Genomic DNA, 24271 nt, shown 5'->3' with positions numbered 1-24271 from the left:
CTCCTTTGGCGGAGCTTCCCACAAGCCTGTCACGGTCTGTAAGCATTCACCCTTTTTTGTCTGGGCGCATAACTTACAACAAACAACAGCCTAGCAAGGAGGGACTCCCGATAATGAAACGATTTTTTGCGCTGGGGCTGGCTGCCTGTCTGGCTCTGTTCGCCGCTTTGACCGGCTGCTCCAGCACTTCTGAAAAAATAAGAATTGGCGAAGTAACCCGCTCCCTTTTTTACGCTCCCCAATACGTTGCGCTGGAAAAGGGATTTTTTAAGGAAGAAGGCCTGGACGTGGAGCTGTCCACGATTCCCGGCGGCGACAAGGTGATGTCTGCGCTCCTGTCCGGCGGGATCGAGGTCGCTCTGGTCGGTTCGGAAACGAGCATCTACGTCTCGCAGCAAGGGGCGGCAGACGTCGTCGTCAACTTCGCCCAGTTGACCCAGACAGACGGTACTTTCCTCGTCGCGCGCAACAAAACGGACTCGTTTTCGTTTGAACAGCTCAAAGGCAGCGTCTTCCTCGGTCAACGCAAGGGCGGCATGCCGCAAATGGTCGGAGAGTACGTGCTGGGAAAGCACAATATCAATCCACAAAGCGATCTGGAGCTGATCCAGAATATCGAGTTCAAAAACATTGCCTCTTCCTTTGCTTCCGGAACCGGCGAGTTTGTACAGTTGTTCGAGCCGGAAGCGTCCCGCTTCGAACAGGAAGGGATCGGCCACGTCGTCGCCTCATTCGGCAAGGAGAGCGGCACCGTCCCTTACACCGTCTACATGACGAAGCAAAGCTATATCGACAGCAATCCTTCGGCTATCCAAAAGTTTACCAATGCGGTCTACAAAGGGCAACAGTGGGTTGCCAGCCACAGCGCCAAGGAAACGGCTGAAGTCATCGGAAAATACTTCGAGCAGATCGACCCGCAAATTTTGGAGAACGCCGTACAGCGCTATTTGGAGCAAGGTTCCTACGCCGCCGATCCAGTGTTGGACGAACAGGAATGGAACCAGCTTCAAGAAATTATGGATGCGGCAGGTGAGTTGAAGCAACGGGCGGATTACACCAAGCTGGTCAACACCACCTTCGCCAAACAATCCAAGGAAGGGAATTAATCGTCATGAACCAGATTCCTTCTACGCCGGCCAAGATTGAACTTTCCCACGTGACCCATCTCTATTTATCTACGACCAGGGCGTTCATGGCGGTGCAGGACATCAACCTGCGCGTGGAGGAAGGCGAGTTCATCTGTATGGTTGGCCCTAGTGGTTGTGGCAAAACGACACTGCTCTCCCTCGTTGCCGGACTGGAGACGCCGACTGCCGGAAACGTGCTGATCGATGGAAAACCCGTTCGCGGAACGTCCCGGCAGGTCGGCTACATGCTCCAGCAAGACTATTTGTTCAACTGGCGCTCGATTGAAGACAACGTTTTTCTCGGACTGGACATCCAGGGAATCCGCACCAGGGAGACGGAACAATACGCCTTGCATCTGCTCGATGAAATGGAGCTTGCCGACGTGCGCAAAGCTTCCCCGCAGCAGTTGTCCGGCGGCATGAGACAGCGGGTCGCCCTCGTCCGCACCCTTGCCTGTCAACCGGATGTGCTGCTTCTCGATGAACCGTTTTCCGCTCTGGACTATCAGACGAAGCTGAAGCTGGAAGACCTGATTTTTTCCACCTTGCGCAAGCATAAAAAAACCGCCATCCTGGTGACGCACGACCTGTCCGAATCAATTGCCATGGGCGACCGCATCTACATTTTTTCGCGCAACCCGGGCCGGGTCAGCAGCGAGCTGGCCGTCCCTGCCGCGATTCGCGACTCTCTGCCATTCGACGCCCGCAACCAGGATGGCTTCCAAGACTTGTTCCATCGCGTCTGGAAGGAGATGGAGGTGGTATCCGATGCAGCGAAAGGACATTGAAGCCATCCACCGCAACTACTTGAAGCAGGAGGCGACGGGCCGCTACTGGGTGTTTTCCACGCAATGCCTGCTGTTTCTCGCCTTTCTCGGCTTGTGGGAGCTGCTTGCGCGCACGAACACAATCAATGCGCTCATTTTCAGCTACCCTTCCAAAATCTGGGCACAGTTTTGGTCCCAGCTACTGGACGGCAGCCTGCTTCCCCACGTAGGCATGACGGTATGGGAAACGGTCATCGGCTTTCTTTTGGGCACGCTGCTCGGGGCGGTCATCGCGACCGTCATCTGGTGGTCCCCGTTTCTGTCGCGCGTGCTGGAGCCGTATCTCGTGATCGCCAACAGCATGCCGAAAGTCGCGCTCGGCCCGGTCTTCATCGTCGGCTTCGGGCCGGGGCTGATGTCTGTCATCGCCATGGGCTGCGCGATCTCGATCATCATCACCACGATCAACGTCTACTCCGGCTTTCGCGAGGTCAACCAAAACTACGTCAAGGTCGTCCAGACGCTCGGCGGCAACAAACGGCAAATTTTCCGCCTCGTCATTCTCCCTGCGACGATTCCGACCTTGCTTGCCACGTTGAAGGTAAATGTCGGCCTTTCCTGGGTGGGCGTCATCGTCGGCGAGTTTCTCGTTTCCCAGCAAGGGTTGGGCTATCTGATTATTTACGGATTCCAAGTGTTTAATTTTACCATGGTCATGATGAGCCTCGCCATCATCGCGGTCGTCGCCACGCTGATGTACCAGGGCGTCGCCTTTCTCGAGCGGCGGCTCACCAGCCAGTTTAAATAGATGGAGGTACGAAACAGCGCGATCATCATCCGGGGATGGTCGCGCTGTTTCGCTGGTTGTGTGTCTTGCCGGGGCGCTTTCGCCACTCTCTTACTCCGGCGCTACGATCTCCACCTTGATCCGATCCGGGTCTTCGCAAAACAGCGCGTAATGCTCCCGGCCGCCCGCGTGTGGATAGCGGTCCTCGTAGAGCAGCGGCACGCCTCGCCGCCACAGCTCCTCGCGAATCGCCTCCACCTGCTCCCGGCTGCGCGCGTGAAAAGCCAGATGGTTCAATCCGACGCGACAGCGGTGATACGGCACATCGAGAAACCGTTCCTCTGCCTGCACGAACACCAGATACGTGTTGCCGTGCTTCCAACTGATCCCGCTCGCCCATTGCTGGTAGCGCTCATAGCCGAGCTGTTCCTCCAAGAGCCACCCCCAAAACTCCGCGGATCGCTTCAAATCCGCTACATACAACTCCAGATGGTGCAGCATGCTTCGTCCTCCTTTTTGCTCGCGGTCTTTTGGCGCGGGCGGCCCCGTTCGCTCGCGGCTTTTGCGCCAAGCGCGCGTGGCTGTCCCCTGCCGTTCGCCGCACAGGCTGTTGCAACCGCATAGAAAAACGCCCGACAGCCAGATGTCGGGCGCTATGTACGCGTTTTCGGCTACTTCCAAAACTTCCACCAGCTCTTTTTCGCCGCCTGATCGCCAGGCTGGCTGTTGGCTGCCACTTTTTGCTGCGCTGCCGCTTCCACTTCCAACGCTCCGGGAACCCGGGCGAGGAAATGGTCGACCATCGGCTTGTAGTTGTCCGGCAGATGCTCCTGCATCGTGCGCAGAATCGCAATCGCCTTTTCCTTCTGGTCGGTCGCCAACAAGGCGTTGGCATAGTTGAAGCCGGCATACGGATACGGAAACTCCGGCGTCCAAAACTTCTCACAGATTTGGATCAGTTGATACACATAGCCTGCCTGTCCCAGCTCGCCCGTTACCGTCATGACCACTTCGAAGCGGTCTTTGGCTCCTTCGATAGCCACCGTGTACCATTTCATCGCGTTCAGCAGATCGTTTTCGGTCAGAGCGAGGCGGGCCAGATGCAACTGCGGCCTCCAGGCGCCTTCCTTGACACAGAGCGCTTCCAGGCGAGAGCGCAACTCCTCGCGCTTGCCGCTCTGCAAAAAGCTCTCGACGTACATGTTCAGGCCGTTTTCCTGGTTCGGGTCTTTTTGCAGGCCCGTATTCAAGATTTCGAACGCTTTGTCTTCTTCTCCCTCATACGCGTAAATCTTCGCCAGATTGGTGCAGGCCGTCCCCGACGAAGGGAAGCGCTCCAGGCAATCGGTCAGGATCGTTTTCGCCCGCTCAAATTCTCTCGCCTGCATGTGAACAACCGCGCGGAAAATGAGCGCAGACTCAATTGGCCCGTACAGCTCAAGCAGCCTGTCCGCCGCAACAGCCGCCTGCTCATGAAATTGCTCCTTCACCAACTCCATCGCAAAGTCACGAAGCTTTTCTTTTTGGTCCCAATACATATCCAGATTGTGCGGAATCACTTTTTTCTGGTAGTCCTCCCGGGACATCTCGATGGTTTGACCAAATTCATTGGTAAACGTCACAAATTCAGACATGAAACAGCCTCGCTTTCATTTCCTTCACAATAGTATCAAGGGACAAGCCCCGTCCTGCAAAGAAGAACGATTTTCCCCAAAAGGAAAACCGCAGATCGTTATATCCAGGCTTTCAGATTTACTTTACGGATAAAATCCTCCATTGATTCCTTCGCTGGTTCGTCATTTGCCTCTTCTGCATCCGACATGCCCATCAGTTGCCTGAAGAGGGCTTCGTTGCGCGTCGCCAGAGCGTAATCAAGCAAAGCTTCCTGCGAGACACGCTGCGCTTCCTCCTCCAGCAGTTTTTCTTCCAGGGCGATGTCTTCTTCTACCACTGGAATATGCTTATCTATCTTGGGTATGCGAATGACCCATGCAAACGCACTGTCCGGGTTGCGGTCGCGTGCGATCAAATACCCGTATTCGCCTATCGGCAAGCCTTGCTCGAAGGAGTCGGCAACAATGACGACGCGTTGTCCAAGCTTGAACATGAGCGTCCACTCCCAATAAAGATTAATTCTAATCATACTAAATTGTATGTGTACTTGGGAAGAGAAAACCAGCAGGATGGGCAAAAGCACAAAAAGTTTGTTGCTCGACTGAAAATAAGGTACACTTTACCTATATGCGCATTTTTATGGATTACGGTTACGAGGTGTACGCACATGAGTGAAATGTCGACAGGGTTTTCCCTGTTTATTGTCGGGTGGACGTTTGTGCTTGTCGGGTTGATGGGGATCGGCGGCTACTTCATGTTTCGCAAATTCCTCAAGTCCATGCCGAAACAGGACGGGAAGTCCGATCTCGACTGGCAGGACTACTACATCGAGCAGACGCGCTCGCTGTGGACAGAAGAAGGCCTGACGCTGCTCAACGAGCTGGTTGAGCCTGTTCCGCAGCTATTCCGCGATGTGGCAAGACGCTCGATCGCAGCCAAAATCGGGCAGATCGCCCTGGAAGAGAAAGCGACCTCGATTACGACAGAGCTGATCGTCAAAGGATACATCGTCGCTACTCCCAAGCGCGACCACAAATGGCTCATCGCCCACTTGCAATCCAAGCAAATCGACTACACCCCTTACGAGAAATATTTGAACGCGTAAAGGCAGCAGGCACTGCCCCGCCTGCCCGAAAGCCGGCTTGCTCCGTCTGAAACTTCCTCTCTGCCCATCCGTAAGAATACTTATACGGATCACTGGCCTGCGCAAAAAGCTTTTTCAACGCGAAACGGGCTGGGCAAAAGGAGACGATGCAGATGTCAGTCATACTGACCATTTTGGGGATCGGGTTCGTGCTGTTTGTTGTCGCGGTCATCATTGTCGTGGCTCTGTTGAAAAAAGGCGCGCGGTTTTTTTGGAAAATGGGTGGGCGCGGCTACCGCAAATACAGCAGCAGCGATTATCGCCATCGCGGACCGCTGTGGAAGCTCGGTCACAAAACGTATGGCCATCGCTACTATCGTCGCAAGCATTCCAGCCACAGCGGTTTTTTCAGCAGTTAATGGACGCGAAAAAAGAGCAGGGCAGCTACCGGTCGCAAAGCCGGAAGCTGCCCTTTGTATGTTCCATAGAAAAAAAGACGAAAAGCTGCCTCATGCCTGGCAGCTTTGTTCGTTTTCGGCCTTGGGGGTCGCCTTTTTGCCGGATACCCCGCCCGAGACGAGAAACGCCATCACCTCGGCGCTGTCCATGTCGAGCGGCTGCACCTGCTCGCTCGGAAAGAGCAGCAAATTGCCCGCAAAGTTGTACGACTGCGGGAGATAAACGGCGACGTGATCGGCAAGCCCGTATGTATCCATGCTTTCTTTTGTGATGAAGCCGATGACTTTGGCTCCCGAATCCTTCGACAGCGTCACCAGAACCGGCTTGTCGAAGCTTTTTTTGTCGCCGACGAACGCCCCGATCAAGTCCTTGATCGCGGTATAAATCAGCTTGATGAACGGCACTTTTTCAAAAATGCTGTCCACGACGGCCAACAGGCCGCGCGTCAGCACGTTGGAGGCCAAAAAGCCGACAATCGTAATCCCCACAATTGTAATCAGCACTCCGACGCCGGGAAAATGGAGATGGAACCGGGTGCTGGCCAGATTGTAAAACCAACTGTCCACCGTCGTAAAAATGGTGTATAAAATGTAAATCGTCACAGCCAGTGGAATCACGTACAGCAAGCCTTCCAAAAAGTATCGGATCACACGCTTCATCCCGTTGCTCCTCTCTTCCGCCACTTTTTAGAAATATTGTACCCCATCGGATAGTCATCTGCTATGATGAAGAAAAAATCAGAAAGCAGGGTGAACCATGCAAGCACTTGTCACACCACAATGGCTCCGCGATCATTTGCACGACGAGCGGATCGTCATCGCCGATTGCCGCTTTGCGCTGTCCGCTTCCGAACAAGGCGCGCAAGAATACGAAGTCGATCATATTCCAGGGGCGCTCTACTTTCATCTGAATCGCGACCTGTCCGGTCCAAAGGGCGAGCATGGCGGACGCCATCCCCTCCCGGATATCAACGCTATCGCTGCCCTTTTTTCGCGCGCAGGAATTGATGAGCAGACGACCGTGATCGCCTACGATGACCAGGAAATGTCGATGGCTGGACGTCTCTGGTGGCTTTTGCGCTACCTCGGTCACGACCGCGTCGCCGTGCTCGATGGCGGATACGCCGCCTGGAAAAAGGCTGGCTACGAGGTGACCGCTGACGTGCCGACACCGCAGGCGCGTACGTTTGTCCCGCGCCCGCGCCCGGAGATGCTGGTCGGCATCGAAGACGTGCAAAAGCGCACGCCTGAAACCGTGCTGCTCGATTCGCGGGCAGGCGAGCGCTATCGCGGCGAACAGGAGCCGCTCGATCCGAAGGCCGGACACATCCCTGGCGCCCGCCATTTCTTTTACAAGGACAACCTGGCAGCGGACATGACCATGCTTCCGCCCGAGCAGCTCAAGGCTCGCATCGCCGACTTTGCAGACCGGGAAATCATCGTCTATTGCGGCTCGGGAGTCACAGCCTGCACCAACCTGCTCGCCTTGCACCAGGCAGGACGGGCTGACGCCAAGCTGTACGCAGGAAGCTGGAGCGACTGGAGCTCCTACGATTTGCCTGTCGCCAAAGGCCCTACTCCTGCCGAAGGAATCGAAGAATGATCCGCTTCATTCGCCTCCTGCTGCACTTCGGGTATCAGGAGGCCATGTCTTGCCTGTTTCCCGTCTTCATCTTCGCTTCGCTCGCGGTATCCAAATTCGTCGCGATCCCTGGCCTGCCCAGATACGACTTGCTTTTGCTGCTCTGTTTGGCTTTTCAGGTGTTCATGGTGAAAAGCGGGCTGGAGTCGCGGGACGAGTTGAAGGTAATCACGGTCTTTCACCTGATCGGACTGTGTCTGGAAATATACAAGGTGCACATGGGCTCCTGGAGCTATCCCGAGGCCGGGTACAGCAAGGTGTTTGGCGTTCCGCTCTACAGCGGCTTCATGTACGCGAGTGTCGCGAGCTATTTGTGCCAGGCGTGGCGTCGCCTGGACGTCAGCCTGACCAACTGGCCGAAGCCGATCTGGGTGACCTCGCTCGGTGCGGCGATCTACCTCAATTTTTTCACCCATCACTTCATCTGGGACCTGCGCTGGGTGTTAATGGTGCTCATGTTCATCGTGTTCTGGCGATCGAAAGTGTACTTTCGCGTCACCCACGAGCGCTTTTCCATGCCGATCCCGCTCGGCTACTTCCTGATCGGCTTTTTCATCTGGATCGCGGAAAATATCGCCACCTTTTTCGGCGCCTGGGCGTACCCGAACCAGCGCTCCGGCTGGGAGCTGGTGCATCTTAGCAAAATCAGCTCGTGGTTTTTGCTCGTCATCGTCAGCTTCATCATCGTGGCGGAGTTGAAGCATGTAAAAGCGCGACGGACAGGCGGCAAGTCGGTTGAGACAAAGTGAGCAGGCGGGCAATAGCAAAAAAGGCAACGGTAGGTTCGTTGCCTTTTTGCGCTGGGAATCTCTCTACTTTTTCGCTTCCGCGACCAGCCAATCCGCCAGAAGCTCTGCCTGCGACAGCACGGCGATCGGGTCCTGGAACCACGAGCTTTCCTCGCCCCAGATGTAGACCCGCCGTTTTGGACCGCCTGCAATTTGCCCCAGATCGGGTCTGCCTGGTAGTCCGCCAGCTTTTTCGAGTCGCTCGTCAACACGAGGTAATCGCCATCGTACTCGCCCAGCGTTTCCAGCGAGATCGGCTTGTGGGCTGCCAGAAACAACTGGCTATCATTATAAGTGATAATTATTCTAAATGACAGACGGCAATAAAAAATCCCAAACCGCCGTCCGCTTGCTGCGAACGATGGTTTGGGGTGTGAGTGACTTATTGTTTCAATACGTTTTCCAGCACGTTCTCGATCATCTGGCGGTTGGCGATCACGCCTGTGTACAACCAGCTTGATTCTGTCGTAAAGTCGTAGACATGTCCGTTTTTCACCGCAGGGATATTCGCCCAGACCGGCTCCTTCAGAAACTCGTCCTTGGACACGCCTTTGCTGTTTACGACAAACAGGTAGTCGGCGTCAAGCTGTGCCAGCTTTTCCAGAGACACGGAGTTCCAGTTGGCATCGCCCGACTTGGAAATTTCCTGGACGACAGCAGGCACTTTGAACCCAAGGTCTTTGTACAGCACGTCCCCGCTGGACAAGTCCTGACGCGCCATGTAGACGGCTTTCGCCGTTACCCACAGTGCCGCCGCCGATTTTTCGCCAATGCCCTGCTTCAGCTTTTCTTTGCTTTCGGCCACGTACGTATCGTAATCGGCCAGTACCTTTTTCGCTTCCTCGCTCTTGTTCAGGACCTCGCCCACGATCAGAAGCTCTTTGCGCCAGTCGCTGTTCTTTTCTTTGCCAATCGTGTACGTCGGCGAAATTTTGGCGTACTGGCTGTATTTGTCTCCCGCTACCAGTTCTGCATTGTCCATGATAATCAAGTCGGGATTGTAGCTCATCACGACTTCAGGCGGCAGGTCATACGGAATCGCCGGGATTCCTGCCAAATCTTTTTGCAGATACCCCTGCACGTCGCCTTTGCCTACCGACCACTGGGCGACCGGCTTCACGCCCAGCGCCACCAGATGGTCTTCCAGATAAGAAGCGATGATCCGCTGCGGATGCGCAGGTACGGTCACTTTGTTGCCCAACCCGTCTGTCAATTCGCGCTGGGCCGCTCCGGCTTGCTCCTGTACGCTCCCCTCGGCTTGCGGTGTCGGACTTGCCGTGCCGGAGCACGCGCTCACGAGCAGTGCGAGACTGACCATGAAGAGAGTTGCCATGTGGCGCGTTGATTTTTTGTTCATGCGAACGATCCCCCCAAAGCTTCGTTGATAACGATTATCGTTAACACTATAGCTTTCCCCCTTCTCGTCCACAATAGACAATCCGGGCTTTCCATATAGACGATCCGGAACTGGGGGTGCCGCCAGGGCATGCTCGGAAAAGGCGCTCGGCGTCATGCCTGTATGCTTTTTGAACAGCCGACTGAAGTAGAGCACATCCTGGTATCCGACAGCAGCCGCTACTTCCTGCAGCTTCGCGTCCGTCCGGGCCAAAAGCTCCTTCGCTTTTTCCATCCTCAGTGAGATGACGTAATCAATCGGGCTGTGGCCTGTCTCTTCCTTGACCAGTCGGGTCAAGTAGCGGGCGCTGTAGCAAAACTGCTCAGCGAGGCTCTCCAAAGAAATCCGCGTTGTGTAATGCGCTTCCAGGAAGCGGACGACCTGCTTGGCGAGCGGCTGTTGTTCTTGGTGAAACCCGTGCTGAATGAGCTGCTGCATGACCTCGTGGACAAACTGCAAAAACGTGCCTTTTGCCCGAAGCCGCTCCTGTGCGTCCCATTCGCGGGCCATCGTTGCGGCCAGATGGTACAGTCCGGTTGGCTCATGCGGCACAAGCGCATAAGGCAACTGAAACGGCTCTTTGCCGCCATCGTTTAGCAACGCATGGTCGGCAGGGCGCGGCAGCAACGTTTTTGCTTTGTACAAGATCAGGTAAAACGCGAATAGCTCGTCGTCTGTCAGCTTCACGTCGAGCACCATGCCTTTGCCGCCGTGAAGCAGCAAGAAGCGGTCTGCCGCATATTCGCGCCCATCCAGTCGAACCGTGGCCTGTCCCTTGCAAGCGTAAAAATAGCTGGAGGCCGGAAGCCGGTAGCTGTTCCACGACTCTTGCGCCTGCAACACAAAATGCCGAACGTCGATCACCTGAACAGCCGCGTGCGTCCAATGTGCCAACAAGTCATGGATTTTCTTTTTTTCCTCTTCCTTCATCCGAGCACACCTGCCTGTTTTTGCGCAAGAAGCGTTGATTTGTTTGATTTTTATGAGAATGATTATCACAAAAACACATCGGTATTATAAGGGAATTTGGGAGCCAGATCAACCTGCGGAAAATTCCAGTTCGGGGTCTGGCCCGCGCAAGTTCGCGAGCATTCCAAAAACGTCGGCAGCATGGCAGGGAAGCGTTCCTGTTTCAATTCATGCGGAGCGGTTGCCTTTTCTTCCTTGCATTACTGTTTACTTTACTTTTACGATTACCTTTCCTTTGGCCCTTCCGCTTTCCAGGTAGTCGAATGCTTGCGCGGTATCTTTCAACTGGTACACCTTGTCAATTACAGGCTTAATCTGGCCTGCTTCGATCATTTCCGTCAGGATCTTCCATTGCGCGCCGCTCGCTTTCATAAAAAGGAAGTGATATTTCGTTTGGGTCTTCCGCTCAAGCGCTGTGATTTTACGGCTCACGATGGACAACATGGCCGTTTTCATCCAACCCAAATTGGCTTCTTTTCCGAATCTTGCGTTTGGCATGCCCGAGACGGAGACGATTTGTCCGCCTGGCTTGAGGATGCGGAACGATTTTTCCAGGACGTCTCCCCCTAGCGTATCAAAGACAGCGTCATACCCGGTAAGCATTTCCTCAAAGTTCTCTTTTTTATAATTAATGATGAGATCGGCCCCCAACGATTTGACCAGTTCATACCCTTTGTCGCTTGCTGTTGTCGCCACGAAAGCGCCCATCCTTTTGGCCAGTTGGATGGCGAAGGTGCCTACGCCGCCCGAACCTGCGTGAATCAAGATTTTTTGGCCTTTTTGAAGATGCAAAATATCGGAAAACGCCTGGTAAGTCGTAAGTCCGACCAGCGGTATGGACGCCGCTTCTTCAAAGGTCAAATTTTGCGGTTTCAGCCAAATATCATCCTCATGCACAGCAATGAATTCGGCCAATGTGCCGATCCGGCTTTTGCGGGGCCTGCCGTAAACTTCATCTCCGGGTTTAAACGCCTTCACCCGTTCGCCAACCTTGACGACAACTCCGGAGAAATCGTTGCCCAAGATCAGCGGAAACTTGTAACTCAACAGGAATTTCACTTTTCCTTCTTTAATTTTAAAGTCGATCGGATTTAAGCTGGCAGCATGAATTTCCACCAGCACATCATGTTCTCCGACACTGGGCATTGGCTGTTCTGTCAATACTAATGGAGCATTTTTTCCATAATTCTCAATGACGATGGCCTTCATGTACGATCACTCCTGTTTATGATTATTGGTTTAAACAAATGAACCAATTGTGCAAAACAATTTCGCTACCACATTTCTCTTGCATCTCTAGGTAGTCACTGCGACCCATTGCACTCGGCTTCCACGGCGGTAATTAATGCTTTGAGTTGTTCAAGCGGTTTGCGGACAGTCAATACGTAATAATTTTCTACGCCTTTTTTTTCGGATGTGATAAAGCCGGACTGCTTCAACACCTTCAAATGATGGGAGACAGCCGGTCTGGACAAATCTATATGGCTCGCGATCGCATTGACGTTCAGTCCCGATTTGTTCTGTGCCAGCAGCATAATAATCGCTTGCCGATTTTCATCGGTCAGCACTTCCAGCAGAGGAATGCAGTCTTTAAATTGTTGCAGCACATGCTCGGTTCGCTGGCTCATGCGGTTCATCCTTTCGTTCGTTCATTGGTTCTTTGGTTTAATCGTTTAAACGTAATTATAACCACTTGTTTTGTAAATGCAAGTGGGAGGTGGGGGATTTTACAAGAAGCCCCCCTTCTCTACGCAAATGCATGCCCAGCATTTGTTTTCGCTAAAAAAGGGGAGCTTGGAATTATTTCACCTTAGTCATACTTGCTGGGAGACGATCTCACGGATCATTTCTCTGTCTATCGTATCCAAATGCGCTAATTGATTGCGTGCGTCATATAACACTCGAAAGGAACGCTCATCATCTGAACTCAGAAAGCCATTCGCTTTAAAGTAATAATACCACATATGGCGCAGCTCCATATCTTCCGGGGACTGCAGTAACTTTTCAAAATTGTCCCGTTGCGGCAACACGCCTTGCAACTCGATACGGTAGCGTTCAATGAAGCGACGACGCATTTCTTCTATGATTGGAAAGACAATATGAATCTGCGCCTCCCAAATAATAGATGTCACTTTCTGTGGATTCTCAACAAGATTTCTCGCTGTCTCGTAGTCAGAGGCCAGTTCATGCAGCAATCCAAAGGCATCATACGCCGTCTCCTCAACAGCCAACATGCTGCAAAGTTCCGGATCGGTTCCGGCCATTCTTGAGGCAAGCTGCGTGATATAGTTGCGTAGTCCTAAAGTAAGCCCAGGTTTTTCCGCAATGCAATACGAAGCAAACAGTTGCATATCATAATGTGCCACATAGTCGCTCCACTGCAACAACTTCACCCCTTTACGGGCGGTAGATAGCGGGAGAGAGGCACTGTAAGTCAAAATAAGCAGACCATTTCGCTGCGAACTGAACTTGGCATATTCAATTGCACTATCAATCCATTCCGTTCGGTGATTCGTCTCTCGCACAATAAGTACCCGACCTGAAAGCAGATCATTTCTTGCCATATATTCAGACCGGGAGCCATCCATAGGATGATATTCAACGTGATGGGCGTAATGATTCATTAGCGCCTCGCCTACATCCAGATCGCGTGCCCATTCATCCGCCTGAATTTGTCCGATTTGGAGGCTGCTGTCACTTTGCAGCAGCCTTTCCTTGAGCAGATGAAAAAAGTCCTCCTTGTAAGGAGGCTCCTCAATTAATAAGACACGATAGTTACTGGTTGCTGCCACGGTATCCTGAAGATACCGTGCAGCACCAGACATATAGTTCCACCAAAGCGATGGTTTTTCCATGTTAATTCTCTCCCAATTCGTAAAGCTGATAAAACAGCTCGTCTTCGCTGCTGCCAAGCATCTGGAAGAAACTGTATCGATTAAATACATAGTGATCCGAACCACGCGTCTCCCGCCGGATGATGTTTAGCTCATCCATTTCCTCCAGCAATGCCTTGACGCTATCTTCCGACAAACTCGCGATCTTGTTGATATTGAACTCTTTGCAAATCTTGATGATGTCCTGTGCGGAAGAACTCTGACCAATTCCGACCACATAATAGCGATACGCGATCGCCTTGGCCAAAATATCATACAAATTGTCAGTATCAAGCTGCAAGGTAATGCGGAATTTATTCTCAATTTCTGTAAGAAGTTCCCTTTGTCCAAGCAATGTCTTGATATGCTTCTCGTCAAGCAAATAGGGCGGATTGGAGTTTTCATTATAATTGCCGTTGCGATAGCTGTCAGTGATCGCTTCGATCAATTTTTGGCAATAAAGATGAATCAGGCCAGGATAATAGTTCGTCTTCGCAAGAATAAGACTGATGATATCCTCGCCATTTTCTTCAATCCGAAATCCGAGATATTGCAACGGACGAAGCAGCAAGTCACGAGCATCCAAGTATTCCAACGGGCGGATTGTGATATGGCCCAGATGGGCAAGTACGCTGTTGCCGCCAAGTAGTCGCTTGTTGAATCGGACAACGTCGCGAAGTCCCGCAAGAACAAATTTGAATTGTCCATTGAACGTATCTTTCAGTTCTTTCAGTATTTCGAGCGGCCTGTTTTGTCCACTCTCACAGCTTGCAAGAAACACATCCGCTTCGTCCAGCAACAGCATCAGTTTATGAATAGGCCGCTCCCTGGCCAAAAGTCTTGTACGCAGTGCCATTCGCAACTCATCCCACGTGTTGCAAGGCTGCGTCAATACCTTCTCAATGACCAACTCTTCACTAATAATCCGAAGCGATGCATCCGTATTTTTCTCCCGTAAGTCAACAAAGACTGCATATCGGCCTTTTTCAGGATTATGTTCCCTGTTTTTTGCTTCCCTCAGCAATGCCGTTTTACCAAGCTGCCGTCCACCGTAGACAAATACCGGGCCATTCATGCTTCTGATTTTCTCCAGTTCATCGGTTCGACCAATAAACATTTCTGGTGGAATCCCGCCGACAGGGATATATGGTTGAATCTTGCTTGATGGCAAGGCAATGCTGAGAAATACATCGGCACGATCAGTTTGACTGTATCCGGCCAGAAACAGTGCCATCACTCTGTCAATGACAACTATGATTTCCGGAATGGATCGCAATTTGATTGACTTGGCCAGCAGTTTTCTGTCAGCCAGAGGGAGCGCATAGTCAAGTACAACGATTGTCGCGGCCCCATTTCCCGCACCGCGCTGTGTCACTTCATCCAGCAAGTTGTCGGCTGTCCGTACGCCAGCCATAGCCAGCACGCGAACTCCTTTTCGCACAGCCTCAGTCCCCAACTCCTTGAATGGATGAGGATACTGACCTAATTGCGCATCGCGAGCTGCTGGGAACACATAAAATTCATTTTCTCGTTCTTTCACAACTCTCTCTACCTTGTGAAACAGCAGTTGCTCCATGAACTCGCTTATTTGATGCGGCTGAAACTTGTACCATTGCTGGATTAACTTTTCCGCACTAGCCGTGTTCCGGTTGTTCTGATTCGGAAACAGTTGGCTACGGACAGACCGGCTGTATACACGATGCAGATCCTCGCGTTTATGGGCGTTGCATGATTGAAAAAGTCCGTGGTATCGCTCAAGGAATGACTTGTACAAATCACTGTCAAACATTTGAAGTGACGGCGTGTCTTTTTGACCACTCGCAGCTAGCTGTATGTAATCCTCAGCAACTGTCATATTGCGTCTCTCAAGGGCTCGTTCAATTTTATCGAGAATCGGCCACTGTCGCAGCACTTCTTCATCGCTTGCCAGATCGTCTCGATCCGCACTCAGAAGGGTGTCCTCTTTTAACGCATCCAAACGACTGCGAGTTGCTTCCATACGCGTGTCAGAGCCTCTCACAATTTGTGCGCGGCAATGTTCAAGCAAACGCTTGAAGAACCCGACATTGAGCGTTTTCTCCGCATGTTTTTTAGCAGCTTCCGCAAGCTTGATATAGCCATACATTTCGTCATTGCTTGCCATTTGACCGTAATTTTGCGCGAGTTCCACTTCAGCCCTGAAATCATCATTATATTTCATAAGCTGCTGTGGCGCCTTGCGCCGTGTCTCACTCACTGTCGTGTCAGCCAGCCACTCGCCAGAACGCTTGGTAATCAAATCGTACATACCCATGTCGTAGTTGCGTAACGCTTGGTCAGCAGCCTGTTCCCACGTTTGAACCTTCTTGCTGTGATGACGCAATAAGCGTTCCCAAAGTGTATACCCGGCAACAGGTTGAATGGATTGGAGCCACTGCTCATCCAAGATCGGCAAATAGTCAGAATCCAGTTCGATTTCTCCGGAAAGCAGCAATGACTCATAAAAGTGATGCTCACGCTCATCACCTGTTTCTTCAAAGACAGATTGCAAATCGCGAATGGTGGAATGAAGCAGACGATGGCCTACCTTGTCCAATAAAATTGATTGCTCCTCCAGTTGCTTCATCGCTTCAAAAACGAGCTGTTGCGATTCTTGACGCGCTTTGCTAGCCATCTCGGACGAAATATAAGTTGACCCACTCATCGAAGTTTCAGCGTAACGGCATGCATAGTACCGCAATAGCGGCTCTGTCGCTTCACGCAACCAATTTCTCATCCGGTTGCGAAAGGCCCCGGTGAGCATCGTACTTTTGTCATTGCTGGACCAGTTGCTCATCCCGACCCAATGCTTGTCAAGGAATTGCTCCAGTTTTCCGTCCGTTGGCTGAAGATCAAGGCCGCCTGGATCGACGGACAAATCGGCCTCTGTGAACAATTGGCATACTTCGCGTAATTGCGCTAACGGCATCTCGGATGCATTTTGCAAATAGCGAGTCATGAGGCCACTGTTACCATACAGTTCAACAACCATCTCCTTGATCTTCGGATGGTTAATTTTAGACATCGTATTGCGAGGGAAAACCGTTTCGATTGTCTCTTTGATGCGCTCCTCTACCTGTTTCACTGCTAATTGAACGTCGAGTTGGTCGCGAACATCAGATGAAACGCAATACTTGATGCCAATATTGTAACGATCAATAAACGTCCAAAAATGACCAATGAGCCTCTTAATGCTAGAAAACGTTTCGAGTACGTCGCTCGATAAGTCGTTGTTAATTTGCTTCCAGCGAGTTTTCAAACGATAGTCATTCGGGTCTTTGGGATCAAAAAAGATTTTCAGCCACATGGCTGCTTTGACGCAGTCATCAAGCATCTCGAACTCCCCGTACGGAAGGGTGATCGGCAAATCGGCAAGCGTATGCCAGTCCTCTTCACGGCATAGGGGATCGTTGAGAGTGAATGATATTTTGTCACGCAAAACCTGGACGTCTTTTGAGAAACCGGCTACCGTGTGCAACAACAACATGCCTTCCGCCCAATGTCCTTCCGCGAGCCTACTCAACGCGCTTTCGACAACCCGCTTCAGATCATCGGCGCTTATCAGAACAGATGGTTCAGACTTCTGTTGATCGCGTCGTTGAGTTGGCCCAGTTTCAACGATCTCGTCCTGGAAAACAGGCTCATCTGTCTGCGAATCCAATCGCTCCTGATTCCTGGCTGTCATTTGACCCTTTGGGTCCGAGACTTCTTGAATCGCAGTCATCTCTGCCAGTGGATGCTCTGCAACACTGTCGCTGGTATTCGTTTCTGGCAGTTGGAACAATACGGACAAATGATCCGAGCCTTCCTTGCCTCCAATGATGGGAAGCTGATTTTCTATCAACAAATAATAGGCTTGCCGCTCTGTGGAAGATAGCCATTCAGCCCAGCAAGAGCCCTCCTCCATCGAGTCAACTACGACGAGAGGAATGCAGTTATCCTTGTTATTTGCCATCTCGATGACGAGTTCAAGATCCGCCTGTGGATCCCTTGCATCAAGAATGCCGGGAATGACCAAATAAAGGTTTCCTGTCTTCTTATCGGAAACTTCCCGATGGGGAAAAGGCTGTATGGTTGCCCGCAACATCGACAACTGCTTGGGTACATGTTTACTCAGCGCTTGCAGCGCTCGATTGATATGCTGCAAGCGGAAGAAATCTGCAACGACTCTGTCGCTGCCAAACATCAGTTGGACTTCTTCCGTTTCGGCAAGGAGTTTCTGTTGGGAGAGAGTTTGCAACAGCCGTCTGCTGGAGTCTTTTTGAAAGGCCACTGCTCCATACGCGCTGAGCGTGTAAAAAACTTCAGATTTTTCCGCCAGCTCTACGACATGCTCAGCCACATAACCTTTTTGCGCGAGCTTCTTGAGGGTGTTTCGCACGATATCTTCTGGATTACCGGATGTACGGCCACTTTCGCGTACGGGGTCTGCCCATGATGTTTCAAGCTGACTATCGGCAACAGTCCCAGCGTTGTACAAGTAGCACATAAGAAAAGCTGCCAAACGCGGTATGACCGATACCTGCTTCAATTCTCCCCCAAATTTGTTAGACGAAAAATTGTCGATATTTTTCTTTTTGCTAATGCAGTCATACTTGACTGTCGTAAAGTCAAGCAAACTGTCCGGAACTCCGGCAAATGCATCATTTACAGGTGGGGCAGTTGTCGCTTGTTCTCTATGCGCAAGCGAACTCATGAGGCAGGATGCCAATGGCTCCTTTTCATGAATAGAGGAAGCCCCGTCAAATACTTTTGCAGTATCTGGCGTGGGACAATCCATGCGATCGGTGGAAATATCAGGGGGAATCTCTGTAATTCCGTCATCCATCGTTGTCTCAGCGGAGGCATTTGAGACGGCTGAACGGTCTTCGAAACCTTTTGACTCTTCCTCTGCTTCAGCAGTATGCCCTGTCAGAACAACATTTGCAGCCTCTTGCCTGTCGTCTGAAAAATCAGTATCCGGCCAAAAAAGCCAGCCCTGTTCCAGTGCATACCTGGTGGCGACCCCGATTGATTTTGTGATCTGTTTGTACATCTCTGCAAGGTCGTCACACTCTGCGGGATTACGGATAAACTGAACAACTCTGTCATAGACTTCTCCGGCTTCTGCCAGTTCCTCTTCAGACAGTTGGTGGAGCAGGCTCTCCGCTTTGGCTTGTTGTTGCACAAATTCTTGGGCAACTCCGTCATCCAAGCATTGCAGCCGAATGAACGCCTTGATCGATTGACGCGCCCGCTCTGCCCGCGCCAAAAGAAGGGATGTGCGTTCCATATCGTCCACGATTTCTTTTAATTCATCCATGGTAGACGGTTTGCCATACGTTGATGGGATGGCACTACATGCGTCGTTCTGGAGTTGAAGCACAGAAACTAACGATTGCTTTGTCGATTCATACGCTTCCTCTGACAGCATTTCGCCAGATTCCAGTCGGGATAGCATTTCTTTCAATTGAACAGTAGCACTGTCTCGGGCGAGTATGAACCGCTCCATCAGATGCTCCCATTTATGTCGTTGATCTGACACACGGTCCCTCCTAACTATAATCATCATGTGGTTTCCTTATTTCTGTTCATTTTCAAGCTCATTTCTACTCCTTTGTCCAGTTTCACCTCCTCTCCAAATTGTTGGAAAATACACCTATTCCCATTTTACTATTTCATTTTACAACCACAGTGACTTTTAACCTATAAACTAATTCTCTGATTATTTATTTCTTCCTTTTTTTAAAAATAATTTTAAGATTATTTCTTACGATTTTCCTTTTTAACCTTCGCAATTCGTTGTCCCACAATTTTTGTAATTTCTATTTTTGTACTGCTATTACTAAGAAAACGACATCCCGTTCCTCATCTATCACACCATGGAAATAGCAAAAAACTCGCACGCCAGGAGTGATTCCACCGCCCAGCACAATCTGTTAATGCCCATGCATCAAGAAAACTTTTGACGGTTACAATTCGCTTTCCCCCGCACACAAAAAAGAGTTCCCCCGCCCCAGGAAAACTCTCTCCACCCTCTACCGCGGAACCCCGCTCAACAACAACCGATGCAACACGCCGATCAAACACACCCCTGCCGTCACGAAGAACGCAATAAAGTACGAATGATGCCAATTCCCCAACAAGCCCGCGATGACCGGGCTCAGCACCGCCCCGACAGACAGCACCGCCGAGTAGATGCTGAACACGCTGCCGTACAGCTCGCGCGGCGAGTGCACCGTCAGGATCGTGGCAAAAGCCGGGAACAGCATGCCGAAGCAGGCGCCGAACAAAAACATCATCACCTGGATCGGGATCGCCACGCCGAGCGCGAGCATGTACAAAAGCGCGCCGAGCACTCCGAGTCCGGCGAAGCTTCGCGTCTCCACAGGCACTTTGTGCAGCCAAAACTGGCAGAGAATCGCCAGCGCCCCCAAACCTTTCAAACTGAATAAAATGCCGGTCACGGCTGGCGACATCCCTTGCTTTTGCACGAGCAGCGGCACCTCGTAGATGATCGTCCCTTGCGCGTAAATGATCGCAAACCCGCCCAAAAAGGCCGGATACAGCATGCGATTTTCCAGAATCGTCAGCAGGCTTTGGCGACCTGCCCCCTTGGGCAATAGCTTGGCAGGCATGCCGCCGCCATCCACTTTGACCGGGAGCACGAGCCAGGAAAACACGCCGGCTACGATCATGATGTAGCCGAGAATGACAAACGATTGGCCGTAGCCGAACTGAACGGCAAAAAAGCTGCCGACCGCTGGCGACACAATCCCCGCTGTCGTGAGCACCAGTCCTTTTTTGCCCATGATCTCGCCTTGTTCGAGCGCCGTCTTGCCCGTCTCGCCCAGCATCGCCGAGCAGGCGGGAGAGACGAAGGCCATGACAAAGCCGAGCATGAGCCGAAAAGCAAAAAAACCGCCCGTATGCGTCACGACGCCTTGACCAATCAGCATGAATCCGGCCAGAATCAAGCCTCCGGCGATAAACCACTTTTTCGGAAACCGATCGAGAAAAGGACCCGCGAAGAGATTTCCGGTCAGATTGCTTACTGCATAGCCGCCCAGCACAAAGCCGATCATGGCAGCCGACACACCCAAAATATTCAAGTACGGCGCCAAAAGCGGCGTCTGTGCGTGCATGTCGAAGGCAACGAGAAACAACACGACCAACAGCAGAACCCTCAAAGCATTCCCTTCCTCTCATCCCGCCAGTCTTTGTCCCAGTATATGAGGGGAGTCGTCCAAGTAGGATAGGAAAAGCAAAACAGGACCCCGCCACTGCTCAAGAGGTCCTGTTCTTTTCATCACTTATGACTGCGTCGCTTTCAATCCGAGCGAGCTTTCGTGGAACTTGATCGACGAATACTTTTCCATGGCGACCCGCAGTTGATACTCGCTTTCAAACAGCATCACCGGGCGGCCATAGCGGTCGGTAACCGTTTTGTTTTTCACGGCGTCGAGCGCCGCCTTATCGCCTTCCAGCCAACGCGCGATCTGGTACGGCATTCTCGTCAGCATGATTTCGACACCGTACTCGGCCTTCAGGCGGTATTCCAGCACCTCGAACTGCAGGACGCCGACTACACCCAAAATCAGCTCTTCCATCGGATAGGTGCGGAACAACTGCACCGTCCCTTCCTCTGTCAGTTGCATGATGCCTTTTTGGAACTGCTTGTGTTTCATCGCGTCTTTCACCATCACCTTGGAGAAAAACTCCGGCGAGAAGTGCGGCATTTCCTCGTACTCAAACGATTGGCCGACACAGAGCGTATCGCCGATCTGGAAAATGCCCGGGTCGAACAAGCCGATGACGTCACCGGCGAACGACTCCTCGACGATTTCGCGATCTTGCGCCATGAACTGCACAGGCTGGGCCAGCTTGATGTCTTTGCCGAGACGCACGTGCTTCACGGACATGCCCCGCTCGAACTTGCCGGAGCAAATGCGCAAAAAGGCGATACGGTCGCGGTGGGCAGGGTTCATGTTGGCCTGGATTTTGAAAATGAAGCCGGAAAACGGATTCGTGTACGGATCGATCAGGCCGATATTGCTCTTTTTCGCAGAAGGCGCTGGCGCCATTTGCAGGAAGTTGTCCAGGAAGGTCTGCACGCCGAAGTTGTTGATCGCACTGCCGAAAAATACAGGCGTGAGCTGTCCTTGGGCGATCAGCTCGGGATCAAATTCGTCCCCGGCGACATCGAGCAGGGAGATTTCGTCCTGCAACTGCTGCCACAGCTCCTGACCGACGCGCTCGCCGATCATCGGGTCCTCTGCGCCCTCGACCGGGAAAAACGAAATTTCCTCGTGCTGCGAGTTGTTCTGGTACAGCTCGACGCGGGATTTCATCCGGTCGTAGACGCCGCTGAAGTAGCTGCCCATGCCGATCGGCCAGTTCATCGGGTACGAGCGGATGCCCAGCACGCGCTCGATTTCTTCCAGCAGTTCAAACGGGTCCTTCCCGTGGCGGTCGAGCTTGTTGACGAACGTAAAAATCGGGATGCCCCGCATCCGACAGACTTTGAACAGCTTGATCGTCTGCGCCTCCACCCCTTTGGCCACGTCGATAATCATGACAGCGGCATCGGCGGCGGTCAGGGTGCGGTATGTGTCTTCGCTGAAGTCCTGGTGACCAGGAGTGTCCAAAATATTGATATGGTGCCCTTTGTATTCAAAGTCCATCGCACTGGACGTCACGGAGATTCCGCGCTTTTTCTCGATCTCCATCCAGTCGGATGTGGCGTGCTTGGCGTTTTTCCGGCCTTTGACCACCCCTGCCTCACGAATGGCTCCACCGTAGTAGAGCAGCTTTTCCGTCATCGTTGTTTTACCCGCATCCGGGTGGGAGATGATGGCAAAGGTGCGGCGTTTTGCTATCTCATTTTCCCATTGGGGATTGGTTTGACTCATCTTCATTCTCCTGTCGTCGCGAATAAGGTGCCAGATTGTTTTCCTATACGATTATACCGACAAATGCGCCCTGCATCCACCTAGTAATTTTTCTCCAAATCGTTATAATATTTAGTAGTAAAAATTTTTTGACTGCATGATGTACATATTGATAACATGGCTATGCACAATTACACAGGAGGGACTTCATGACGACGAATCTCGAAACACGCGCGGCCGATTTTCGGGCCTATGTGAAAAAAATGACCAGCTACAACCAGGCACTCGCCGTCCTGCATTGGGACAAAGCTACACAAGCTCCGCGCAAAGGGATGGATGCCCGCTCCGAGATCATCGGCGTGCTGGCTGGCGAACAGTTCAAGCTGGCGACGTCCAAGGAAATGGAAGCGTTTCTCGCCGAGCTCGGTGAACCGTCCGCCCTGGAAGCACTCGACGAAATCACCCGCCACAGCGTCCTCGAATGCAAAAAAGAGTTCGACCGCAACAAGCAAATTCCGGCTGCCAAGTATCAGGAGTTTGTCGTGCTGACCTCCCAGGCGGAAACCGTATGGGAAGAAGCCCGGGCGAACAACGACTTTTCCATGTTCCAGCCGTACCTGGAGAAAATCGTCAACTTCCAGCTTGAGTTTATTGAATATTGGGGACACGACGGCAAGAACAAGTACAACACCTTGCTCGACCTGTACGAGCCGGGCATGACGGTCGATCAGCTCGATCCGATCTTCGCCACCTTGCGCGAAAAAACCGTCAAGCTGGTCAAAGCGATCGCCGACTCCCCGAACAAGCCGGACACGTCGTTTTTGCACAAAAACTTCCCCATTGCCGAGCAGGAAGCGTTCAGCCGCTATATCCTGGAGAAAATCGGCTACGACTTCAAGGCAGGCCGGATGGACAGAAGCGCGCATCCGTTCTGCACGACCTTCAATCCGGGAGATGTCCGCATCACGACGCGCTACGCCGAAAATGATTTCAACTCCGCCTTGTTCAGTTGCATTCATGAAGCGGGCCACGCGATGTACGAGCAAAACATCAATCCGGAGCTGCTGTTTACCCCGCTGTGCGACGGCACCTCGATGGGCATTCACGAGTCGCAGTCCCGCTTCTGGGAAAACATGATCGGGCGCAGCCTGCCGTTCTGGAACCACTTTTTCGCGGATTTGCAAAAAGCGTTCCCGGCGCAGTTCGCAGGCGTGACGGCCGAAGACCTGTACCGCGCTGTCAACTCCGTGACCCCGTCGTTCATCCGCACCGAAGCAGACGAGCTGACGTACAACCTGCACGTCATGATTCGCTACGAGATCGAAAAAGGGCTCATCAACCAGACGATCCAGGTTGCCGATCTGCCGCAAATCTGGAACGAAAAGATGAAGGAATACTTGGGCATCGAACCGCCAACCGACACGCTGGGCGTCCTCCAGGATGTGCACTGGTCCGGCGGCAGCTTTGGCTACTTCCCAACCTACTCGCTCGGAAACGTGTACGCCGCCCAGTTCGCCCATGTGATGAAAAGCGAGCTTAGCGGCTTCGAAGACCTCGTGGCGAACGGCGACTTCGCTCCGATTCGCGCCTGGCTCAAAGAAAACATTCATCAGTACGGCAAAATGAAAAGCCCGCGCGAACTCGTGCAAGCGATTACCGGGGAAGGCACAAACGCCACTTACCTGATGGATTACCTGGAGAAAAAATATACCGACATCTACAAACTGTAACAGGTTGTACCCTCAGCGTTCCCGATCCGGGAGCGCTTTTTTCATCTGTGGCTGTAATCGCTTCCTTTTTGTTCACGTTCTATCCACCATTTCTTCACGCCTTATTCACAGATCCCCAACCACAAACCAACAAAACAGGAGTATGATG

The 24271-nt window shown here is 52.2% G+C and carries 20 protein-coding genes; 9 read left to right on the top strand and 11 right to left on the bottom strand.

What is annotated here, in order from left to right; genetic code table 11:
* Positions 1-113 precede the first annotated feature (113 nt).
* From AC3WQH_RS02310 to AC3WQH_RS02300, 3 genes are read left to right on the top strand one after another with little or no spacing between them, the layout of a single operon-like run.
* A complete protein-coding gene (locus tag AC3WQH_RS02310; RefSeq protein WP_005827085.1) occupies positions 114-1106 on the top strand; it encodes an ABC transporter substrate-binding protein in 993 nt (330 codons plus the stop codon).
* Positions 1107-1111: 5 nt separating this feature from the next.
* Positions 1112-1915 (top strand): ABC transporter ATP-binding protein, encoded by an 804-nt coding sequence (locus AC3WQH_RS02305; RefSeq protein WP_005827083.1) that lies wholly within the window; start codon positions 1112-1114, stop codon positions 1913-1915.
* Positions 1896-2702 carry an ABC transporter permease gene (locus AC3WQH_RS02300; protein WP_005827080.1) on the top strand — a complete coding sequence of 269 codons (807 nt, stop codon included), beginning with the start codon at positions 1896-1898 and terminating at the stop codon, positions 2700-2702. The genes AC3WQH_RS02305 and AC3WQH_RS02300 overlap by 20 nt, the downstream gene beginning before the upstream one ends.
* A gap of 90 nt (positions 2703-2792) precedes the next feature.
* On the opposite strand, the gene AC3WQH_RS02295 is transcribed toward AC3WQH_RS02300, so the two are convergent.
* The 3 genes from AC3WQH_RS02295 to AC3WQH_RS02285 all read right to left on the bottom strand — a co-directional run bounded on the left by AC3WQH_RS02295 (position 2793) and on the right by AC3WQH_RS02285 (position 4788).
* Positions 2793-3182: a VOC family protein gene (locus AC3WQH_RS02295; protein ID WP_007785186.1), complete on the bottom strand. Its 390-nt coding sequence runs from the start codon at positions 3180-3182 to the stop codon at positions 2793-2795.
* Between the two features lie 170 nt (positions 3183-3352).
* Positions 3353-4315, bottom strand: coding sequence for a tetratricopeptide repeat protein (locus tag AC3WQH_RS02290; RefSeq protein ID WP_005827076.1), 963 nt, complete (start codon positions 4313-4315; stop codon positions 3353-3355).
* Between the two features lie 98 nt (positions 4316-4413).
* On the bottom strand, positions 4414-4788 hold the full coding sequence (locus AC3WQH_RS02285; protein ID WP_005827074.1) for a hypothetical protein: 375 nt from the start codon (positions 4786-4788) through the stop codon (positions 4414-4416).
* A 174-nt stretch (positions 4789-4962) separates the two neighbouring features.
* Between AC3WQH_RS02285 and AC3WQH_RS02280 the strand changes: the two genes are divergently transcribed.
* Together AC3WQH_RS02280 and AC3WQH_RS02275 are read left to right on the top strand one after the other, a co-directional pair.
* Positions 4963-5400 (top strand): DUF2621 domain-containing protein, encoded by a 438-nt coding sequence (locus AC3WQH_RS02280; protein WP_007785178.1) that lies wholly within the window; start codon positions 4963-4965, stop codon positions 5398-5400.
* A 152-nt stretch (positions 5401-5552) separates the two neighbouring features.
* Positions 5553-5798, top strand: a complete 246-nt coding sequence (locus tag AC3WQH_RS02275) for a hypothetical protein (RefSeq protein WP_005827069.1) — start codon at positions 5553-5555, stop codon at positions 5796-5798.
* A gap of 90 nt (positions 5799-5888) precedes the next feature.
* On the opposite strand, the gene AC3WQH_RS02270 is transcribed toward AC3WQH_RS02275, so the two are convergent.
* Positions 5889-6497, bottom strand: coding sequence for a DUF502 domain-containing protein (locus tag AC3WQH_RS02270; protein WP_005827067.1), 609 nt, complete (start codon positions 6495-6497; stop codon positions 5889-5891).
* 97 nt (positions 6498-6594) lie between these two features.
* Between AC3WQH_RS02270 and AC3WQH_RS02265 the strand changes: the two genes are divergently transcribed.
* The 3 genes from AC3WQH_RS02265 to AC3WQH_RS02255 are packed head-to-tail and all read left to right on the top strand — an operon-like array spanning position 6595 to position 8394.
* Positions 6595-7440 (top strand): sulfurtransferase, encoded by an 846-nt coding sequence (locus AC3WQH_RS02265; RefSeq protein ID WP_005827065.1) that lies wholly within the window; start codon positions 6595-6597, stop codon positions 7438-7440.
* Positions 7437-8228 (top strand): DUF817 domain-containing protein, encoded by a 792-nt coding sequence (locus AC3WQH_RS02260; protein WP_005827063.1) that lies wholly within the window; start codon positions 7437-7439, stop codon positions 8226-8228. Before AC3WQH_RS02265 ends, AC3WQH_RS02260 begins: the two co-directional genes overlap by 4 nt.
* Positions 8215-8394, top strand: a complete 180-nt coding sequence (locus tag AC3WQH_RS02255; protein WP_129552215.1) for a hypothetical protein — start codon at positions 8215-8217, stop codon at positions 8392-8394. Before AC3WQH_RS02260 ends, AC3WQH_RS02255 begins: the two co-directional genes overlap by 14 nt.
* 255 nt (positions 8395-8649) lie before the next feature.
* On the opposite strand, the gene AC3WQH_RS02250 is transcribed toward AC3WQH_RS02255, so the two are convergent.
* From AC3WQH_RS02250 to AC3WQH_RS02220, 7 genes are all read right to left on the bottom strand, one after another.
* Positions 8650-10593, bottom strand: a complete 1944-nt coding sequence (locus AC3WQH_RS02250) for an AraC family transcriptional regulator (RefSeq protein ID WP_007785173.1) — start codon at positions 10591-10593, stop codon at positions 8650-8652.
* Between the two features lie 246 nt (positions 10594-10839).
* On the bottom strand, positions 10840-11841 hold the full coding sequence (locus AC3WQH_RS02245) for an NADP-dependent oxidoreductase (protein ID WP_327990802.1): 1002 nt from the start codon (positions 11839-11841) through the stop codon (positions 10840-10842).
* Positions 11842-11936: 95 nt separating this feature from the next.
* Positions 11937-12260, bottom strand: coding sequence for an ArsR/SmtB family transcription factor (locus tag AC3WQH_RS02240; RefSeq protein ID WP_005827057.1), 324 nt, complete (start codon positions 12258-12260; stop codon positions 11937-11939).
* A 186-nt stretch (positions 12261-12446) separates the two neighbouring features.
* Positions 12447-13487, bottom strand: a complete 1041-nt coding sequence (locus AC3WQH_RS02235) for a hypothetical protein (RefSeq protein ID WP_005827055.1) — start codon at positions 13485-13487, stop codon at positions 12447-12449.
* 1 nt (position 13488) lies between these two features.
* On the bottom strand, positions 13489-19047 hold the full coding sequence (locus tag AC3WQH_RS02230) for an AAA family ATPase (RefSeq protein ID WP_492331889.1): 5559 nt from the start codon (positions 19045-19047) through the stop codon (positions 13489-13491).
* Positions 19048-19540: 493 nt separating this feature from the next.
* The gene (locus AC3WQH_RS02225) at positions 19541-20692 is read right to left on the bottom strand and encodes an MFS transporter (protein WP_492331888.1); all 1152 of its coding nucleotides are present in this window, start codon (positions 20690-20692) and stop codon (positions 19541-19543) included.
* A 123-nt stretch (positions 20693-20815) separates the two neighbouring features.
* Positions 20816-22414, bottom strand: coding sequence for a peptide chain release factor 3 (locus AC3WQH_RS02220; RefSeq protein ID WP_005835087.1), 1599 nt, complete (start codon positions 22412-22414; stop codon positions 20816-20818).
* A 188-nt stretch (positions 22415-22602) separates the two neighbouring features.
* On the opposite strand from AC3WQH_RS02220, the gene AC3WQH_RS02215 reads away from it, so the two are divergent.
* Positions 22603-24123, top strand: a complete 1521-nt coding sequence (locus AC3WQH_RS02215; RefSeq protein ID WP_007785163.1) for a carboxypeptidase M32 — start codon at positions 22603-22605, stop codon at positions 24121-24123.
* Positions 24124-24271 lie beyond the last annotated feature (148 nt).

The sequence above is a fragment of the Brevibacillus sp. FW301-21C12A genome, from assembly GCF_058788915.1.
The sequence above is the reverse complement of the archived record's forward strand: the minus strand, read 5'-3'. Positions and strand labels throughout refer to the sequence as shown.

Excerpts from the sequence above, each read along its gene's own strand:
- AC3WQH_RS02310 (WP_005827085.1), top strand. The coding sequence starts at position 114 with ATGAAACGATTTTTTGCGCTGGGGCTGGCTGCCTGTCTGGCTCTGTTC.
- AC3WQH_RS02305 (WP_005827083.1), top strand. The coding sequence starts at position 1,112 with ATGAACCAGATTCCTTCTACGCCGGCCAAGATTGAACTTTCCCACGTG.
- AC3WQH_RS02300 (WP_005827080.1), top strand. The coding sequence starts at position 1,896 with ATGCAGCGAAAGGACATTGAAGCCATCCACCGCAACTACTTGAAGCAG.
- AC3WQH_RS02295 (WP_007785186.1), bottom strand. The coding sequence starts at position 3,182 with ATGCTGCACCATCTGGAGTTGTATGTAGCGGATTTGAAGCGATCCGCG.
- AC3WQH_RS02290 (WP_005827076.1), bottom strand. The coding sequence starts at position 4,315 with ATGTCTGAATTTGTGACGTTTACCAATGAATTTGGTCAAACCATCGAG.
- AC3WQH_RS02285 (WP_005827074.1), bottom strand. The coding sequence starts at position 4,788 with ATGTTCAAGCTTGGACAACGCGTCGTCATTGTTGCCGACTCCTTCGAG.
- AC3WQH_RS02280 (WP_007785178.1), top strand. The coding sequence starts at position 4,963 with ATGAGTGAAATGTCGACAGGGTTTTCCCTGTTTATTGTCGGGTGGACG.
- AC3WQH_RS02275 (WP_005827069.1), top strand. The coding sequence starts at position 5,553 with ATGTCAGTCATACTGACCATTTTGGGGATCGGGTTCGTGCTGTTTGTT.
- AC3WQH_RS02270 (WP_005827067.1), bottom strand. The coding sequence starts at position 6,497 with ATGAAGCGTGTGATCCGATACTTTTTGGAAGGCTTGCTGTACGTGATT.
- AC3WQH_RS02265 (WP_005827065.1), top strand. The coding sequence starts at position 6,595 with ATGCAAGCACTTGTCACACCACAATGGCTCCGCGATCATTTGCACGAC.
- AC3WQH_RS02260 (WP_005827063.1), top strand. The coding sequence starts at position 7,437 with ATGATCCGCTTCATTCGCCTCCTGCTGCACTTCGGGTATCAGGAGGCC.
- AC3WQH_RS02250 (WP_007785173.1), bottom strand. The coding sequence starts at position 10,593 with ATGAAGGAAGAGGAAAAAAAGAAAATCCATGACTTGTTGGCACATTGG.
- AC3WQH_RS02245 (WP_327990802.1), bottom strand. The coding sequence starts at position 11,841 with ATGAAGGCCATCGTCATTGAGAATTATGGAAAAAATGCTCCATTAGTA.
- AC3WQH_RS02240 (WP_005827057.1), bottom strand. The coding sequence starts at position 12,260 with ATGAGCCAGCGAACCGAGCATGTGCTGCAACAATTTAAAGACTGCATT.
- AC3WQH_RS02235 (WP_005827055.1), bottom strand. The coding sequence starts at position 13,487 with ATGGAAAAACCATCGCTTTGGTGGAACTATATGTCTGGTGCTGCACGG.
- AC3WQH_RS02220 (WP_005835087.1), bottom strand. The coding sequence starts at position 22,414 with ATGAGTCAAACCAATCCCCAATGGGAAAATGAGATAGCAAAACGCCGC.
- AC3WQH_RS02215 (WP_007785163.1), top strand. The coding sequence starts at position 22,603 with ATGACGACGAATCTCGAAACACGCGCGGCCGATTTTCGGGCCTATGTG.